This is a genomic window from Aeromicrobium endophyticum (assembly GCF_003586285.1).
Classification (GTDB): Bacteria; Actinomycetota; Actinomycetes; order Propionibacteriales; family Nocardioidaceae; genus Aeromicrobium; species Aeromicrobium endophyticum.
Map to the genome: position 1 here is coordinate 1,245,931 of NZ_QUBR01000002.1, position 15,480 is coordinate 1,261,410.

Sequence of the window (15,480 nt, forward strand, 5' to 3'; positions counted from 1 at the left end):
GTTCTAGATCGACGACGATAGACTCCCCGACGAGCGTCGTCAACCAGCACGATGCGCCACCACGACACGAGGACGACGCATGACCCAACCCGGCGGCAGGCGGGCGGGAACGGCCCGGCCGACCCTCGCCGACGTCGCCCGTGAGGCCGGCGTCTCGACGGCCCTGGTCTCGATCGTGATGCGCGGGGTGCCGGGTGCCAGCGATGCCACCCGCGCCCGTGTGCAGGCCGTCGCCGACGGCATGGGGTACGTCCGGGACGAGCGGGCCCGCAAGCTGCGCCAGTCCAGCTCACGACTCATCGGCGTCACGTTCGACCTTCAGCAGGCCTTCCACGGAGATCTCGTCGAGCACCTCTACGGCGCTGCGGCCGCTCGTGGCTACGATCTCGCCATCAGCGCCGTCGCGCCGACGCGCGACGAGGACGTCGCGATCCAGGCCCTGCTGCGCGAGCGGTGCGAGGTCGCGGTGCTGCTGGGCTCCGCGCTGGACGACGCCGTGCTCGCCAGCACGGCGCAGCGCGTCCCGCTGCTGCTGGTGGCCCGGCGCAGCGAGGTCGACGGCGTGTCGTCGGTGCACAGCGACGACGCCGGCGGGGTGGGACTGGCCGTCGACCACCTCGTGTCGCTGGGCCACCGCCGCCTCGTGCACGTCGACGGCGCCGATGCTCCCGGTGCGGACGACCGCCGGCGCGGCTTCGCGCTCGCCGTCGAGCGCCACGGGCTCACGTCGCAGGCGCAGATCGTCCCAGGCGGGCCCACCGAGCACGACGGCTCACGTGCCGCCGAGGCCCTGCTCTACGCCCCCGCGCGTCCCTCCGCCGTCGTCGCCTTCAACGACCGCTGCGCCGCGGGCGTGCTCGACCTGCTGGTGCGCCGGCAGGTAGACGTCCCCGGCGACGTGTCCGTCGTCGGCTACGACGACTCGCGGCTGGCCGTCGGGCCGCACGCCCAGATGTCGACGATCTCGCAGAATGCCGCCGAGATGGCCGAGGCCGCGATCGACGGGGCCCTCGACCTGCTCGACGGAGGCGATCCGCGCGAGGTCGTCCTGGCACCCCACCTCGTCGCCCGCAGCACCTCCGGCCCTGCGAGTGGCACAGAGCTGTTGGACTGAGAGTCCTCGGCCGACAGCTCTGCACCACTCGGGCGCTCGCCGCGCCGACGTCAGGCGTAGAGGGCGGGGCGGTCCTTCAGCGTGACTCGCTCGCGGGCGCCGGACGCCAGAGAGGCCACTCCCGCCTCGGCCACCGCGTTGGCGACGTAGCCATCCCATGCGCTCGGGCCCGTGGTGCGACCCGCGAGGGCCTCGTCGGCCCACGTCGACAGCTCGATGCGATAGGCGTCGGCGAAGTGCGCCACGAAGTCGTCACGCACGGGGACGCCGTCTACCCCGGCGACCCGGGTGCTGACGGCTTCCGCCGGTGCCAGCGAGGCGGTGCCCCGCGAGCCGACGACCTCGCACCGGACGTCGTAGCCGTAGGCGGCGTTGACGAACACCTCGGCCGTGACCATGACACCGCCCTTCGTCCAGATCGTCGCGAGCTGCGGGTCACGGAAGCCGTCCACGACGGGCGACTCGACCCGGATATCGGTGATCTCGTCGTCGAGCAGCCACGGGATCGTGTCGAGCTCGTGGATCATCGATCCCGTGATCAGCCCGGCATCGTCGGTGCTGGTGCTGCTGGACGCGTTGCGGTGGATCGCGTGGACGATCCGCACCTCGCCGACCGTCCCGTCGGTGATCGTGCGCTTGAGCGAGACGAAGCCCGGGTCGTACCGGCGCATGAAGCCCACCTGCAGCAGGCGGCGTCCGCCGACCACCTCGGCCTCGACGACCCCGTAGGCCTCGTCGGCCGTGACGGCCAAAGGCTTCTCGCACAGCACCTGCTTGCCCGCCGCGAGGCAGGCGCGCACCAGGTCGGCGTGCGTGCGGTCGGGCGAGGCGATGATGACCGCGTCGACCGAGGCCGAGTCGATGAGCTGCTCGGCCGAGCTGACGACGTCGGCACCCACCGGCGAGGCTGCCGCCCTGGCCGTGTCGGTGTTGAAGTCGTACACCGCTGAGACGCGGGCCGACGGCACGCTCCTCGAGATGGTCCGGATGTGATCGGCACCCATGGCACCCGCACCGATCACGCCTACGCGAAGGCTCACAGGCTGACCCACTTTCGTTCGTCGGAGGAGGTGATCATCGCGTCGAGCACCTGGGCGGCGGTCAACGCGTCGTGGATGGTGGCACCCACCGGACGGCCGGTCGCGATCGACTCGACGAGCCGGCGCGCCTCGACGACCTTGAGGTCGTCGAAGCCGATCGGGTTGTTGGTGCCCGGCTGGAAGACGCTGAGCTCGCCGTCGCCCGGACCGGCGTACTCGGTCGTGTAGAAGCTGTTGAGGTAGGGCTGGCCGGCCGACGGGTCGACGCTCGACACGCGCAGCTCGTTCATGCGGCGGAAGTCCCACTGCACGGCGCCCTGGGTGCCGTGCACCTCGAAGCCGTACGTGTTCTGCTCGCCGACGGCGGTGCGGCTCGACTCGAGGATGCCTCGCGAGCCGTCCTGGAGCCGGAAGAGGGCGTTGACGTAGTCCTCGTTCTCGACCGCACCGAGGTCGCCGGCACCCTTCTCGTAGTGCATCGCACCGGGCAGCGCGGCCCGCCGCTGCGGGATGAACGTCGCGCGGTCGACGACCAGCTCGGCGATCGGACCCACCACGTGCTGCACCAGGTCGGCCGCGTGGCTCACCAGGTCGCCGAGCACGCCGGAGCCGGAGTACTCGTTCTGGAAGCGCCACGACAGCGCGGCGTCCGGATCGGCCGAGTAGTCGGCCAGGAACCGCACGACGGTGTGCTCGACGGTGCCGATGCGTCCCGACGCCACGATCTCGCGGGCACGGTCGACGGCGGGGACGTTGCGGTAGTTGAAGCCCGTGGCCGCCTGGACGCCGGCGGCCTCGACGGCCGCCACGATCTCGGCGGTCTCGGCGGCGTTGCGACCGGCGGGCTTCTCGACCCACAGGTGCTTGCCGGCCTCGGCCGCAGCCACCGCCACGTCGCGGTGGATGAAGTTGGGCCCGGTGACGCACACCAGGTCGATCTCGTCGTGCGTGACGAGCTCGCGCCAGTCGGTCAGCAGGTGCTCGAAGCCGTAGGCGTCGGCCGCCCGCTTCGTGCGGTCGTCGGGCGCGTTGTCGGCCACAGCGACCAGTCGCGGCGCGAGCGGGGCATCGGGATAGTGCTGCAGCAGACGGGACAGGGCACGGGCGTGCACCTGGCCCATCCAGCCGAAGCCGACGATCCCGACGCGGAGCGCGGGCGTGCCCGTCACAGGGCGTGCGCTCACGTGACGTCGGCCTTCATGGTCTGCGCGATCTCGGAGTCGGCGCCCATCGTCTTCTCGAGCTCGTGCGCGAGCGACTCCAGCTCGGCGCCGCCCGCCATCATCGACGTCAGCTCCTCGAGGGTCATCTCGGCCTTCGGGAAGTCACCCATGCTCTTGCCGCGACGCAGCAGCATGAACCGGTCGCCCACGGGATATGCGTGGTGCGGGTTGTGGGTGATGAACACGACGCCGAGCCCGCGGTCACGGGCCTTGGCGATGTACTTGAGCACGACGCCCGACTGCTTGACGCCGAGCGCGGCGGTGGGCTCGTCGAGGATCAGCACGCGGGCACCGAAGTACACGGCCCGGGCGATCGCGACGCACTGCCGCTCACCACCCGAGAGCGTGCCGATGGGCTGCTCGACGTCGCGCAGGTCGATGCCCATGGCGGCGAGCTCGTCCTTGGTGATGCGCTTCATCTCGTCGACGTCGAGCTTCTTGAACGGGCCGAAGCCCTTCGTGATCTCGCTGCCGAGGAAGAAGTTGCGCCACACCGGCATCAGCGGGACGACCGCGAGGTCCTGGTAGACCGTCGCGATGCCGAGCTCGAGTGCCGCACGCGGGCTCGAGAGCGTCGTGGCCTGCCCGTCGATCAGCAGGTCGCCGTCGCTGTGCTCGTGAGCACCCGCGAGGATCTTGATGAACGTCGACTTGCCGGCACCGTTGTCGCCCAGCACGCAGGTGACCTCACCCGCGCGCACCGACGTCGACACGTCGCTCAGGGCGATGATGTTGCCGTAGCGCTTGCCGATGTCCTTGACCTCGATCACGGCCGTGCCGGCCGCGGCGGGGGCCGCGACGTTGGTCGCCTGCTCGGTCTTCTTGTCGCTCATCGTGCCGTCTCCGCTCGCTTGCGAACCCACTCGTTGAGGAGCACCGCGCCCAGGAGCATGACTCCCAGGAAGGCCTTGAGCCAGTTGTTGTCCCAGCCCGAGTAGACGATGCCCTGGTTGACCATGCCGTAGATCAGCGCGCCGAGGGCGGCGCCGATCGCCGATCCGTAGCCGCCGGTCATGAGGCAGCCCCCGACCACGGCACAGATGATGTAGATGAACTCCTGGCCGACGCCCGTGTTGCTCTGGACGGTCGACGTCGTGAACAGCAGCAGCATGCCGACGAGCCAGCCGGCACCCGCGGTCGTCATGAACAGGCCGACCTTGGTCTTGAAGACCGGGACGCCGATCTGCCGTGCAGCGGTCTGCTGACCGCCGACCGAGAAGATCCAGTTGCCGGTGCGCGTGCGCAGCAGGACCCACGTCGCGATCGCCGTGACGGCCAGCCACCAGAAGACCGAGGCGTACACGAGCCCGCCGCCGATGTCGGCCGCCGAGCCGAAGACCTTCTTGGCCGAGTCGTAGTACGGGACGTTGGACATGCCCTGGATCGCGACCTGCCCGATGAGCGCCTTGGTGCCGGCCAGGTCGATGCCCTGCAGCACGAAGAAGGTGCCGAGGGTGACGATGAAGCTCGGTAGCCCCGTCTTCATCACGAGCACCCCGTTGATGAACCCGACCAGCAGCGCCAGCGCCAGCGACACGAGGATCGCGGCCCAGATGTTGAGGCCGTACTCGGTCGTCAGCACGCCGACGATGAGGCCGGTGAAGCCCGTCATGGCGCCGGCCGAGAGATCGAACTCGCCGCCGATCATCAGCAGGGCGACGGCGACGGCCATGATGCCGATCGTCGAGGCGCCGCGCAGCCAGGTGCTGGCTCCCGGAGCGGTGGCGAACACGCTCGTGGTGGCGGCGAAGAACACGAAGATCACGATGGCCGCGACGAGCGCGCCGATCTCCGGTCGTTTCAAGAGCTTGGTGACCGTCGACGTGCGCGCGATGCGCTCGTCGGTCACGGTTGCTGTGGTCATGATGGGTGCTCCCTGGGTGGGCTGAAGAGCTCGTGGATGTAGGGGGTGGCTGGTGAGCCGCGGGGCCCGGACGTGCCGGGCCCCACGGATCAGGTCAGCGGGTTCCGTTCGCGGCGAACTTCAGGACCGCGTCGGCGTTCTCCTTGGTGATGAAGGCCGGACCCGAGTTGATGGGCTGGCCGCCGCCGATGTCGTTGCCGTTGATCGACTTGAGGTACAGGCCCGTGACGCCCATGAAGCCTTGGACGTAGGGCTGCTGGTCGACCGCGAACAGGATCGTCCCGGCCTGGATGTCCTTGATGACGTCCTCGGACAGGTCGAACGTCGCGACCTTGGCCTTGCTGCCGGAGTCCTTGACCGCCGAGACGGCGTCGATGGCGTACTGGCCACCGAGTGTCACGACGGTGTCGATGCCGGTCTCGGACTGCAGCTTCGAGGTGATCGTGGCCGAGACGGCGTTGTCGTCGGTGCCGTCGACCTGCAGGTTCTCGACCTTGCCGCCCATCGTCTCGGCGACGGCCTTGCACCGCTCCTCCAGACCGACGTTGCCGGCCTCCTGGATGACGCAGATGGCGTTCTTCGAGCCGTCGGCCTTGAGCTTCTCGCCCACGGCCTGCCCGGCGATCGTCTCGGTCTGACCGATGTGCGTGATCGCGCCGAAGTCCTTGAACTTGTCGACACCGGAGTTGATCGTGATGACCGGGACGCCCGCCGCGACGGCCTTCTTGACGCTGGCCTCGAGGCCGTCGGGGTTGGCCATCGAGACGACGATGCCGTCGACCTTGTCGGCGACCGCGCCGTCGATGAGCTGGGACTGCTTGGCCGGGTCGGCGTCCGAGCTGTACTCGACCTTGACGCCGTAGTCCTTGCCGGCCTGCTCGGCACCGGACTTGACCCGGTCCCAGAACGCGTCGCCGGGCGCGCCGTGCGTGATGACGGCGTACGTGTAGTCCTTCTTGGCCGTGTCGGCCGTTCCGCTGTCGCTGCCCGTGCCGCTGCACGCGGCCAGCAGGGTGCCGGCAGCGAGGATCGCACCGACGATCTTGATCTTCTTCATGGTGGGTGTGTTCCTGTTCTCTTGGGTTGTTCCCGGCGCCGGAAGGAGTAGGGCTATTGGGCCGTCGGGAAGTTGAGCTGGGCGAGCGATTCCTCGCTGACGTGGGGCCACCGGGTGGTGACGACCTTCGCCTGCGTGTAGAACCTCACGCCTTCGGGACCATGGATGTGATGATCGCCGAACAGTGAGTCCTTCCAGCCCCCGAAGGAGTGGAAGGCCATGGGGACCGGGACCGGCACGTTGATGCCGATCATGCCCACATGGACCTTCCGCTGGAAAGTCCGTGCCACCTCACCCGAGGAAGTGAACACTGCTGTGCCGTTGCCGTACGGATTCGAGTTGATGAGCTCGATCGCGGCGTCCAGCGTCGGAACCCGCAGCACGGTGAGCACGGGTCCGAAGATCTCGTCGGTGTAGACCGACATGTCAGGGGTGACCTGGTCGAGCAGCGAGGGGCCCACGAAGAAGCCCTCCTCGTAGTCGTCGACCACCAGGTCGCGGCCGTCGACGACCACGGTCGCGCCGGCCGCCTCGCCCTGGCCGATGTAGTCGACGATGCGGTCGCGCGAGGCCTTGGTCACGACCGGGCCCATCTCGGCGTCCGGGTCGGTGCCGACGCTGACCTTCAGGTCGGTCGAGCGCTCGCGGATCTTCTCGACGAGGGTGTCGGCGGTCGGACCGACCGCGACGACGGCCGAGATGGCCATGCAGCGCTGCCCGGCCGAGCCGTAGCCCGCGGCCACGATGTGGTCGGCGGCGAAGTCGAGGTCGGCGTCGGGCATCACGACGGCGTGGTTCTTGGCGCCGCCGAGGGCCTGCACGCGCTTGCCGGTGCGGCTCGCGTTCTCGTGCACGTACTTGGCGATCGGCGTGGAGCCGACGAACGAGACGCCGGCGACGTCGCGGTGCTCGAGGATCGCGTCGACCGCGACCTTGTCGCCGTGGACGACGTTGAACACGCCGTCGGGCAGGCCGGCCTCGGTGTAGAGGCGCGCGACCAGGTCGGACGCACCGGGCACCCGCTCGGACGGCTTGAGCACGAAGGTGTTGCCGCAGGCGATCGCGACGGGGTGCATCCACAGCGGCACCATGATCGGGAAGTTGAACGGCGTGATGCCCACGACGACGCCGATCGGCTGGCGGAAGGTGTGCGAGTCGATGTTGCCCGAGACCTGGTCGCTGTACTCGCCCTTGAGCAGCTGCGGGATGCCCGCGGCGAACTCGACGACCTCGCGGCCGCGGACGACCTCGCCCTTGGCGTCGTCGATCGTCTTGCCGTGCTCGGAGCTGATGATCGCGGCGAGCTCGTCCTCGTGCTCGACCAGCAGCTGGCGGAAGTCGAACATGATGCGCGAGCGCGCCGTCACCGAGGTCTCGCTCCACGTCTCGAAGGCCTTCGCCGACGAGACGACGACGGCGTCGACGTCGGCGGAGGTCGCGAGCCGCACCTGGGACTTCGCGATGCCGCGGGCGGGGTCGTAGACGTCGCCGAAGCGGTCGCTCTCGCCCTGGAACGGTGCGCCGTCGACGTAGTGGTCGTACTGAGTCATGAGAGTTCCTCTGGAGTGGCCGTCTTCACGGTGGAGGCGGTCTGGTCGGGGGCCGGCGTCAGGTACGGACGCTGGCGGGTCTTGTGGTCGTCGTAGACGGCGCGGGCCTGCTGGGTCGACTCGAGCACCGAGACCTCGGAGACCGGCACGTCCCACCACGCGGGGCTGTCGGGGGCCGGGACCAACGGATCGGTCTCGACGTGGATGACGGTGGTGCGGGTGGACGCCTTGGCCGTGAGCACCGCGGCGCGGAACTCGTCGATGCCGTGGACCGCCAGCACGTCGGCGCCGAGACTGGCGGCGTTGGCGGCCAGGTCGACCGGCAGCTTCGCGCCGTCGAGCCTGCCGTCGGCGGCCCGGTAGCGGTAGGCGGTGCCGAAGCGCTGCGAGCCCAGCGACTGCGACAGCGCGCCGATCGAGGCGTAGCCGTGGTTCTGCACCAGCACGACGATGACCTTGACGCCCTCGGCCACGGCCGTGACGAGCTCGGTGTTCATCATCAGGTACGAGCCGTCGCCGACCATGACGAACACGTCGCGGTCGGCGTCGTCGCCGTCGTGCGCCTGGTCGAGCGCCGCCATCTTGACCCCGAGGCCGCCGGCGATCTCGTAGCCCATGCAGCTGAAGCCGTACTCGACGTGGTAGCCCTTGCGGTCGCGGGTGCGCCACAGCTTGTGCAGGTCACCGGGCATCGAGCCGGCCGCGCACAGCACGACGTCGCGGGGGTCGGACAGCTCGTTGACCGCGCCGATGACCTGCGACTGGATGGCCAGGCCCTCGGCGACGGCGGGTGCGCCCTCGCCGTCGTAGGCCCGCTGCACGATCTGGTCCCACTCGGCCGCCAGGGCCGTGGCGCGCTCGCCGTGGGCGGCGTCGGCCGTCCAGCCGTCGAGTGCCGCGGTGAGCGCGGTCAGGCCCTCGCGGGCGTCGGCGACCAGACCGGTGGCGGAGTGCTTGTGCGTGTCGAAGGCCGACACGTTGAGGTTGACGAACCGCACGTCGGGGTTCTCGAAGACCGTCCGCGACGCCGTCGTGAAGTCGCTGTAGCGCGTGCCGATGCCGATCACGACGTCCGCCTCTGCGGCGAGCGCGTTGGCGGCGGTCGTGCCGGTGGCACCGATCGCGCCGACCGACAGCGGGTGGTCGTAGGGCAGCGCGCCCTTGCCGGCCTGCGACTCGCCGACCGGGATGCCGGTGGCCTCGACGAAGGTGCGCAGCGCGTCGTTGGCCTGCGAGTAGGTCACGCCTCCGCCGGCCACGACCAAGGGCTTGCGGGCGGAGCGGATCGCCGCGACGGCCCGGTCGAGGGCGGACGGCTCGGGCACCGGGCGCGCGACGTGCCACACGCGCTTGGCGAACAGCTCGTCGGGGAAGTCGTACGACTCGGCCTGGACGTCCTGCGGCAGCGCGAGCGTCACGGCGCCGGTCTCGGCCGGATCGGTCAGGATGCGGGTCGCGTGCAGCAGCGCGGACGCGAGCTGCTCGGGACGGTTGACCCGGTCGAAGTAGGCCGAGACGGGACGGAAGGCGTCGTTGACAGAGATATCACCCTGCTGGGTGTTCTCGAGCTCCTGCAGCACGGGGCTGGCGACCCGGGTGGCGAAGGTGTCACCGGGCAGCAGCAGGACGGGCAGGCGGTTGATCGTGGCCAGGGCCGCGCCCGTGAGCATGTTGGTGGCGCCGGGGCCGACGGATGCCGTGACGGCCATCGCCACGAGGCGATCGCGCTGACGGGCGTACGCGACGGCGGCGTGCACCATCGCCTGCTCGTTGCGGCCGTGGAAGAAGCGCAGATGCGACGGATCGTCCGAGAGCTCGCGCTCGAGCAGTGCCTGGCCCACGCCGGCGACGTTGCCATGGCCGAAGATGCCCCAGCAGCCGGCGAAGAACGGGCGCTCGACGCCGTCGCGCTCGGTGTACTGGGCCTCGAGGAAGCGGACGGTCGCCTGTGCGACGGTGAGGATGGTCATCAGAGGTCGCCCTTTCCGGGTGATCCGGTCGTTCCGAACGGCAGGCGGGGGTCGACGGGCTGGTCGGCCCAGGTGTCGCGGATCCACGTGTGGGCCGGGTCGTCGCAGATCAGCCAGGCCCGCTCGTCGCCCGGGCCGGCCATGACGTTGAGGTAGTAGAGGTCGTAGCCCGGGGCCGCGATCGACGGACCGTGCCAGCCGTGCGGGATCAGCACCGCGTCGCCCGTGCGCACCTCGGCCGAGACGTCGATGTCGGCGTTCTCGTGGCCGTAGACGCGCTGGAAGCCGATGCCCGGCCCCGCAGGCCCGTCGGCGACCTCGAAGTAGTAGATCTCCTCGAGCGCAGTCTCGCCGTCGCGCTCCTCGTCGTGCTTGTGCGGCGGGTACGACGACCAGTTGCCGCCGGGCGTCAGCACCTCGCACGCGATCATGTTGACCGCGTCGAGCACGCCGGGGACGCCGAAGTTGTTGACCTGACGGCTCGACTGGCCGGCCCCTCGCATCTCGACCGGCACGTCGGCCTTGGGCAGGTAGGCCGGCTCGAGGCGCTCGTGGCAGACCGCCGAGGCCAGCGCGAAGCGTCCGCCGTCCGTGCTGGCGATCGTCAGGCTCGCGTCACGGGGCGCGTACACGACGTCGCTGGGGCCGGCGAAGACGGTGGCGCGACCCTCGAGCGCGAAGGCCTGACCGTCGACGCTCACGTCGGCAGCGCCGCCCAGCGACAGCACCATGACCTCGGAGTCGCCGGTGTCGAGCTGCTCGGCCTGGCCGGCCGCGAGCTCGAGCACGCGCAGGCCGCTGAACTGCCAGCCCGCGACCTCGGGGGTGATCTCGAGCGCGAACGGCCCACTGGCCGCCTCGCCCGATCGCAGCACGTTCGTCGTCATCGCTGCATCAGCCCCACGGTCGCGTCGACGGCTTCTTCGACGGTGCCGGTGGGCGGGAACAGCAGGCTGCGGCCCACGATCATGCCGCGCACGACAGGGTTGGCCAGCGCCTTCGACCAGGTGGCGAGCTGGGCGCCCTGGTCGGCGGAGACCTCGCCGCCGAGCAGCAGCACCGGCAGGGTCGTCGCGGCCAGCACGGCGTCCATGTCGTCGATGACCGGCAGCTTGAGCCACGTGTAGGCGCTGGTCGGCGCCAGGCCGGCGGCGACCGTGGCCGACCGGATGACGGCCTCGGTCGACAGGTCGTTGCGCACCTTGCCGTCGTCGCCGCGTCCCGAGATGAAGGGCTCGACCATCGCCATGAGGCCGCGCGACGCGAGATCGGCGACGGCGTTGGCCGTGGCCTCCATCGTGCGCACCGTCGAGGCGTCGTTGGGGTCGATGCGGAACAGCATCTTGCCGCCCTGGAACCCGAACGACGCGATCGTCGCGGCGTCGTGGCCCGTGAAGCGGTCGTCGATCTCGAAGACCGTCCCCGCGAGGCCACCGCGGTTCATCGAGCCGATGACGACCTTGTCGTCGAGCGCCCCGAGCAGGAGGAGGTCCTCGATGACGTCGGCGGTGCCGAGCACGCCGTCGACGCCGGGGCGCGACAGCGCACGGACCATGCGGTCGAGCAGCTCGGACCGGTCGCCCATCGCCAGGGCGTCGTCGCCGGCGCGGAGCGCGCCGCGGGCGGGGTGGTCGGCGGCGATCAGCATGAGCCGTCCGTCGGGGTTCTGGCCGACCAGGCCGCGCGCGGGCTGACGGCGCTCGGCCCAGAGACGCGCGATGCGACCCGGGTCGGTGGCGCGCGTCGTGGTGATCGCCTGCACGTCGGCGGCGGTCACGGTGGTGGGTGCGGTCATCGGCCGTTCTCCTGCAGATAGGTCTCGAGCTGGGCCACGGTCGGCATCGCGTCGGCGCAGGACAGCTGTCCGGCGACGAACGATCCGGCGGCGTTGGCGCCGGACAGGGTGTCGGTGAGGCTGGCGCCGGTCAGCAGCCCGTGGACGAGGGCGCCGCCGAACGCGTCGCCCGCGCCGAGGCCGTTGACGACCTGGACGGGGACGGGCGGCACGACGACGGACTCGTCGCCCCGCACGCCCAGCACGCCGAGCGGGCCCTGCTTGACGATCGCGAGCTCGATGCCCGCGGCCTGCAGCGCCGTGGCGGCGGCCTGCGGATCGGTCTCGCCGATCGCGACCTGGCACTCCTCCTTGTTGCCGACCGCCACGGTCGCGAAGGGCAGCACCTTGGCGATCTCTGCGGTCGCGGCCTCGGGCGACTCCCAGAACATCGGGCGGTAGTCGAGGTCGATGACCGTCGTGCCATGACCCGCGCGGGCCTCGAGAGCGGCCAGGTGCGCCTCGCGGCTGGGCTCCTGCGACAGGCCCGTGACGGTGACCCAGAAGATGTCGGCGGCGCGGATCGCGTCGTAGTCGAGCTCGTCGGCGCTGATGTGCAGGTCGGGCGCCTTCGGGCCGCGGTAGAAGTACAGCGGGAAGTCGTCCGGCGGGAAGATCTCGCAGAACACGACCGGTGTCGGCACGCCGGGCACCGACGTGACGTACTGGTCGTCGACACCGAATCCCTGCAGCGCCTGGTGGATGAAGCGGCCGAACGGGTCGTCGCCCGTGCGGGTGACGACGGCCGAGCGGTGCCCCAAGCGTGCGGCGGCCACCGCGACGTTGGTCGCGCTGCCGCCGAGGAACTTGCCGAACGACGAGACCTCCTCGAGGCCGACGCCGATCTGCTCGGGGTAGATGTCGACACCGACGCGGCCCATCGTGATGAGCTCGTGGTGGGCAGTCGTCACGCCAGTGCATCCTTCACGAAGTCGAGGCACGAGCGTACGTCGGCGACGGGTCCTTCGCCCTGGGGCGCGCCGTCCTTGAACATGACGTCCTGCTCCAGGACGTACCAGCCGTCGTAGCCGTGGCTGCGCAGCGCGTCGATCATGGCGCGGATGTCGACGTCGCCCTGTCCCAGCACCTGCCACATGCCGGCCGCGACGGCGTCGGCGAAGGCTACCTCGCCCGAGACGACCTTGGCCGCGGCGGCAGCGTCGACGTCCTTGAGGTGGACGTGCTTGACGCGGTCGAGGTTGGCCAAGGTGATCGCGACGGGGTCGGCGCCGGCGGCGGCCAGGTGGCCGGTGTCGACGCACAGTCCGACGTGCGAGCCCTCGAGGACGCGCTGGACGTCGTCGGCGTTCTCGACGAGCGTCCCGATGTGCGGGTGGATCGCGGCGACGACGCCACGCGACTCGGCGTGGTCGGCGATGCGGTCGAGGTTGGCGAGCAGCGTCTTCCACTGCAGCTCGTCGAGCACCGGACGGGCGTCGTAGCCGTCGGCGCCGGTCGAGGCGGCCAGGACGACGACGCCGGCGCCCGACGCGAGGCAGGCGTCGATGAACGGGTCGACGTCGGTCAGGGGGTCGTGGGCCGGGTCGTGCAGCACGACGGGCAGGAAGCCGCCGACGGCCTGGAGGCCGAAGCCCTCGAGGAAGGCGGCCTTCTCGGCGGGGTCGGTGGGCAGGAAGCCGTCGGGACCGAACTCCGTGGCACCGAGGCCGAGCGACTGCATCTCGGTGAGGACCCGGTCGGCCGGCATCTGGTAACCCCAGCCGGGCACCTCGCAGACGCCCCACGAGATGGGTGCACCGGCGATGCGGAGGGGGGCCTGGCCCTGGGGCTCAAGGGTCGTCGACACGGGGTCCTCGCGTTTCTGTGCTGTGTATATGTCGTGACAAACTCGTCTCGAGCGAGTGTGTCTCACGACACAGGAGACTGTCAAGCCTTTGTCATGACATATGGACAAAGCGGACATAGCCGCTAGATTGTCGCCATGCCTGGCCCCACCTTCACCCTCGACCGCTCGAGCCCGGTGCCCTTGTACTTCCAGATCGCCGAGCAGTTCGAGCGCGCCATCCTCGAGGGGACGATCGCCCCCGGCGAACGCATCGACAACGAGGTGGCCCTCGCGCAGCGGCTGGGGCTCTCGCGCCCGACGATGCGCCAGGCCATCCAGGTGCTCGTCGACAAGGGGATGCTCGTGCGCAAGCGCGGGGTGGGCACGCAGGTCGTCCACGGCAAGATCCGTCGCTCGGTCGAGCTCACGAGCCTGTTCGACGACCTCAGCGCGGCCGGGCAGAAGCCGCGTACCGAGGTCATCGCGGTCGGCAAGATCGCTGCCGACGACGACGTGGCCCGCGAGCTGCAGCTCGCCAAGGGTGCCGACGTCTGGTCGCTCGAGCGGCTGCGGTTTGTCGACCGCCAGCCGCTCGCGCACATGCACAACTACATCCCGATCGACGTCGTCGACCTCGACTCGTTCGACCTGTCCGAGACCGGCCTCTACGCGCACCTGCGCGCGTCCGGCATCGTCATGCGGGTGGCGCGCCAGCGCATCGGGGCCCGCGGGGCGTCCGTCGACGAGGCCCGCCTGCTCGGCGAGCGCAAGGGCGCGCCCCTCCTGACGATGCAGCGCACGGCGTACGACAACGCCGGTCGCGCCGTCGAGTACGGCCGCCACGCCTACCGTCCCGATCTCTACGCCTTCGAGCTCACCCTCGTCGACCGCTGACGCGCGGGTTCCGCCCCCCTGACGCGCGGGTTCCGGACCCTTGACGCGTGGGTTCCGCCCCCCTGACGCGCGGGTTCCGGACCCTTGACGCGTGGGTTCCGGACCTTTGACGCGTGGGTTGCGCCGACGCAACCCACGCGTGGGCGGGGCGAAACCCACGCGTCGACAGGGCACAACCCACGCGTCGACGGGGCGTAACCCACGCGTCAACGTTGGGCGTCGGTGCGGAGGGCGGCGAGGGTGCGGTGCATGCCGTCGAGCAGCTCGACGTCGTGCTGGTCGGCGCCGCCCATCGCGTAGCGCGCCATGACGCGCACCAGCAGCGACGGGCGGGGCATGGCCGTGCGCCGCTCGGTGACCAGGGTGCCCGCCGCCGACGGCTCGAGCTCGTAGGACCACTCGACGTCGGTGGGCCAGACGCGGAAGGCCAGCGCCCCGTGGCCGCCGTCGTGGGCGGGGTCCTTCCAGCGCGTGATGCGGCTGGACGTCGGCCAGACCACGGCCTTGCGCCGGTTGAGGTGCACGGCCCGGCGTCCGACCCGCGGTGCGCCGCGCATGAGCGTCCCGACCAGCTCGGGGCTGCGCCGGCGCATCGCCGAGAGGTCGGACAGCGCAGCCCACACCCGCTCGGGCGGCGCGGCGATCTCGAGCGATGCCTCGAGGGGCGGCTGACCTGCCATCAGGACGCCTCCGCCTCGGCCTTGATGCGCTCGAGCGTGCGACGGATGCCGTCGGACAGCGACGCCTCGAACGCCTCGGTGCCGCCGAGCGCGGCACCGACCGCGATGTTCGACAACCTCGAGACGCCCGACGGCGCCCGACGACTCTCGGTCAGCACCGTGCCCGAGGCGCTGGGCTCGAGCTCGTACGTCCAGACCGTTCGGTTGATCGGCACGCGGAAGGCCAGCGTCTGCTCGGGCTCGAACACCACGACGCGCGAGCTCGTGGGCCAACGCTTCCAGCCGTCGCGGTTGAGGTTGATCGTGCGGGTGCCCACCCCGACCTCGCGTCCCAGCACGGTCATGCGGACGCACTGCGGGCTCCACTCCCCCATGCGGCGCAGGTCGGACACGATGGCCCACACCGCGGCGGGCGGTGCGGCGATCTCGATGCTGTGCTGGATGAGCGGTTGGTTCGACATGCTGCTC

General features: G+C 70.6%; 15 protein-coding genes. 2 read left to right on the top strand and 13 right to left on the bottom strand.

Features of this window, described 5'->3' with window-relative positions; all coding sequences use genetic code 11:
• Nucleotides 1-79: 79 nt before the first annotated feature.
• Nucleotides 80-1,114, top strand: coding sequence for a LacI family DNA-binding transcriptional regulator (locus tag DX116_RS16585; RefSeq protein WP_119705304.1), 1,035 nt, complete (start codon nt 80-82; stop codon nt 1,112-1,114).
• 50 nt (nt 1,115-1,164) lie between these two features.
• Here DX116_RS16585 and DX116_RS16590 read toward each other — a convergent pair whose 3' ends face one another.
• From DX116_RS16590 to DX116_RS16640, 11 genes are all read right to left on the bottom strand, one after another.
• On the bottom strand, nt 1,165-2,154 hold the full coding sequence (locus DX116_RS16590; protein ID WP_147393697.1) for a Gfo/Idh/MocA family oxidoreductase: 990 nt from the start codon (nt 2,152-2,154) through the stop codon (nt 1,165-1,167).
• Nucleotides 2,151-3,338 (bottom strand): Gfo/Idh/MocA family protein, encoded by a 1,188-nt coding sequence (locus tag DX116_RS16595; protein ID WP_233556844.1) that lies wholly within the window; start codon nt 3,336-3,338, stop codon nt 2,151-2,153. Before DX116_RS16595 ends, DX116_RS16590 begins: the two co-directional genes overlap by 4 nt.
• Nucleotides 3,335-4,210: an ATP-binding cassette domain-containing protein gene (locus DX116_RS16600; protein WP_119705306.1), complete on the bottom strand. Its 876-nt coding sequence runs from the start codon at nt 4,208-4,210 to the stop codon at nt 3,335-3,337. Before DX116_RS16600 ends, DX116_RS16595 begins: the two co-directional genes overlap by 4 nt.
• On the bottom strand, nt 4,207-5,241 hold the full coding sequence (locus DX116_RS16605) for an ABC transporter permease (RefSeq protein WP_119705307.1): 1,035 nt from the start codon (nt 5,239-5,241) through the stop codon (nt 4,207-4,209). Before DX116_RS16605 ends, DX116_RS16600 begins: the two co-directional genes overlap by 4 nt.
• A 94-nt stretch (nt 5,242-5,335) precedes the next feature.
• Nucleotides 5,336-6,298, bottom strand: a complete 963-nt coding sequence (locus DX116_RS16610; protein WP_119705308.1) for a sugar ABC transporter substrate-binding protein — start codon at nt 6,296-6,298, stop codon at nt 5,336-5,338.
• A gap of 53 nt (nt 6,299-6,351) precedes the next feature.
• A complete protein-coding gene (locus tag DX116_RS16615) occupies nt 6,352-7,848 on the bottom strand; it encodes a CoA-acylating methylmalonate-semialdehyde dehydrogenase (RefSeq protein ID WP_119705309.1) in 1,497 nt (498 codons plus the stop codon).
• Nucleotides 7,845-9,818, bottom strand: a complete 1,974-nt coding sequence (gene iolD / locus DX116_RS16620; protein ID WP_119705310.1) for a 3D-(3,5/4)-trihydroxycyclohexane-1,2-dione acylhydrolase (decyclizing) — start codon at nt 9,816-9,818, stop codon at nt 7,845-7,847. Before iolD ends, DX116_RS16615 begins: the two co-directional genes overlap by 4 nt.
• Nucleotides 9,818-10,705, bottom strand: coding sequence for a 5-deoxy-glucuronate isomerase (gene iolB, locus DX116_RS16625; RefSeq protein WP_119705311.1), 888 nt, complete (start codon nt 10,703-10,705; stop codon nt 9,818-9,820). The genes iolD and iolB overlap by 1 nt, the downstream gene beginning before the upstream one ends.
• Nucleotides 10,702-11,613, bottom strand: coding sequence for a Cgl0159 family (beta/alpha)8-fold protein (locus DX116_RS16630; protein ID WP_119705312.1), 912 nt, complete (start codon nt 11,611-11,613; stop codon nt 10,702-10,704). Before DX116_RS16630 ends, iolB begins: the two co-directional genes overlap by 4 nt.
• Nucleotides 11,610-12,533, bottom strand: a complete 924-nt coding sequence (iolC, locus tag DX116_RS16635; RefSeq protein WP_119705699.1) for a 5-dehydro-2-deoxygluconokinase — start codon at nt 12,531-12,533, stop codon at nt 11,610-11,612. Before iolC ends, DX116_RS16630 begins: the two co-directional genes overlap by 4 nt.
• 26 nt (nt 12,534-12,559) lie before the next feature.
• Entirely contained in the window at nt 12,560-13,459 is a 900-nt protein-coding gene (locus tag DX116_RS16640) for a TIM barrel protein (RefSeq protein ID WP_233556846.1), read from the bottom strand.
• A gap of 135 nt (nt 13,460-13,594) precedes the next feature.
• Between DX116_RS16640 and DX116_RS16645 the strand changes: the two genes are divergently transcribed.
• Nucleotides 13,595-14,332, top strand: coding sequence for a GntR family transcriptional regulator (locus tag DX116_RS16645; RefSeq protein ID WP_119705314.1), 738 nt, complete (start codon nt 13,595-13,597; stop codon nt 14,330-14,332).
• A 206-nt stretch (nt 14,333-14,538) separates the two neighbouring features.
• Here DX116_RS16645 and DX116_RS16650 read toward each other — a convergent pair whose 3' ends face one another.
• Both DX116_RS16650 and DX116_RS16655 read right to left on the bottom strand, forming a co-directional pair.
• Nucleotides 14,539-15,012: an SRPBCC family protein gene (locus tag DX116_RS16650; protein WP_119705315.1), complete on the bottom strand. Its 474-nt coding sequence runs from the start codon at nt 15,010-15,012 to the stop codon at nt 14,539-14,541.
• On the bottom strand, nt 15,012-15,473 hold the full coding sequence (locus DX116_RS16655; RefSeq protein WP_119705316.1) for an SRPBCC family protein: 462 nt from the start codon (nt 15,471-15,473) through the stop codon (nt 15,012-15,014). The genes DX116_RS16650 and DX116_RS16655 overlap by 1 nt, the downstream gene beginning before the upstream one ends.
• Nucleotides 15,474-15,480 lie beyond the last annotated feature (7 nt).

Bases quoted from the DNA above. Each gene is read 5' to 3' on its own strand.
- DX116_RS16650 (WP_119705315.1), bottom strand. From the start codon at position 15,012: ATGGCAGGTCAGCCGCCCCTCGAGGCATCGCTCGAGATCGCCGCGCCG.
- DX116_RS16630 (WP_119705312.1), bottom strand. From the start codon at position 11,613: ATGACCGCACCCACCACCGTGACCGCCGCCGACGTGCAGGCGATCACC.
- DX116_RS16610 (WP_119705308.1), bottom strand. From the start codon at position 6,298: ATGAAGAAGATCAAGATCGTCGGTGCGATCCTCGCTGCCGGCACCCTG.
- iolD (WP_119705310.1), bottom strand. From the start codon at position 9,818: ATGACCATCCTCACCGTCGCACAGGCGACCGTCCGCTTCCTCGAGGCC.
- DX116_RS16605 (WP_119705307.1), bottom strand. From the start codon at position 5,241: ATGACCACAGCAACCGTGACCGACGAGCGCATCGCGCGCACGTCGACG.
- DX116_RS16655 (WP_119705316.1), bottom strand. From the start codon at position 15,473: ATGTCGAACCAACCGCTCATCCAGCACAGCATCGAGATCGCCGCACCG.
- iolC (WP_119705699.1), bottom strand. From the start codon at position 12,533: ATGGGCCGCGTCGGTGTCGACATCTACCCCGAGCAGATCGGCGTCGGC.
- DX116_RS16585 (WP_119705304.1), top strand. From the start codon at position 80: ATGACCCAACCCGGCGGCAGGCGGGCGGGAACGGCCCGGCCGACCCTC.
- DX116_RS16615 (WP_119705309.1), bottom strand. From the start codon at position 7,848: ATGACTCAGTACGACCACTACGTCGACGGCGCACCGTTCCAGGGCGAG.
- DX116_RS16645 (WP_119705314.1), top strand. From the start codon at position 13,595: ATGCCTGGCCCCACCTTCACCCTCGACCGCTCGAGCCCGGTGCCCTTG.
- DX116_RS16600 (WP_119705306.1), bottom strand. From the start codon at position 4,210: ATGAGCGACAAGAAGACCGAGCAGGCGACCAACGTCGCGGCCCCCGCC.
- iolB (WP_119705311.1), bottom strand. From the start codon at position 10,705: ATGACGACGAACGTGCTGCGATCGGGCGAGGCGGCCAGTGGGCCGTTC.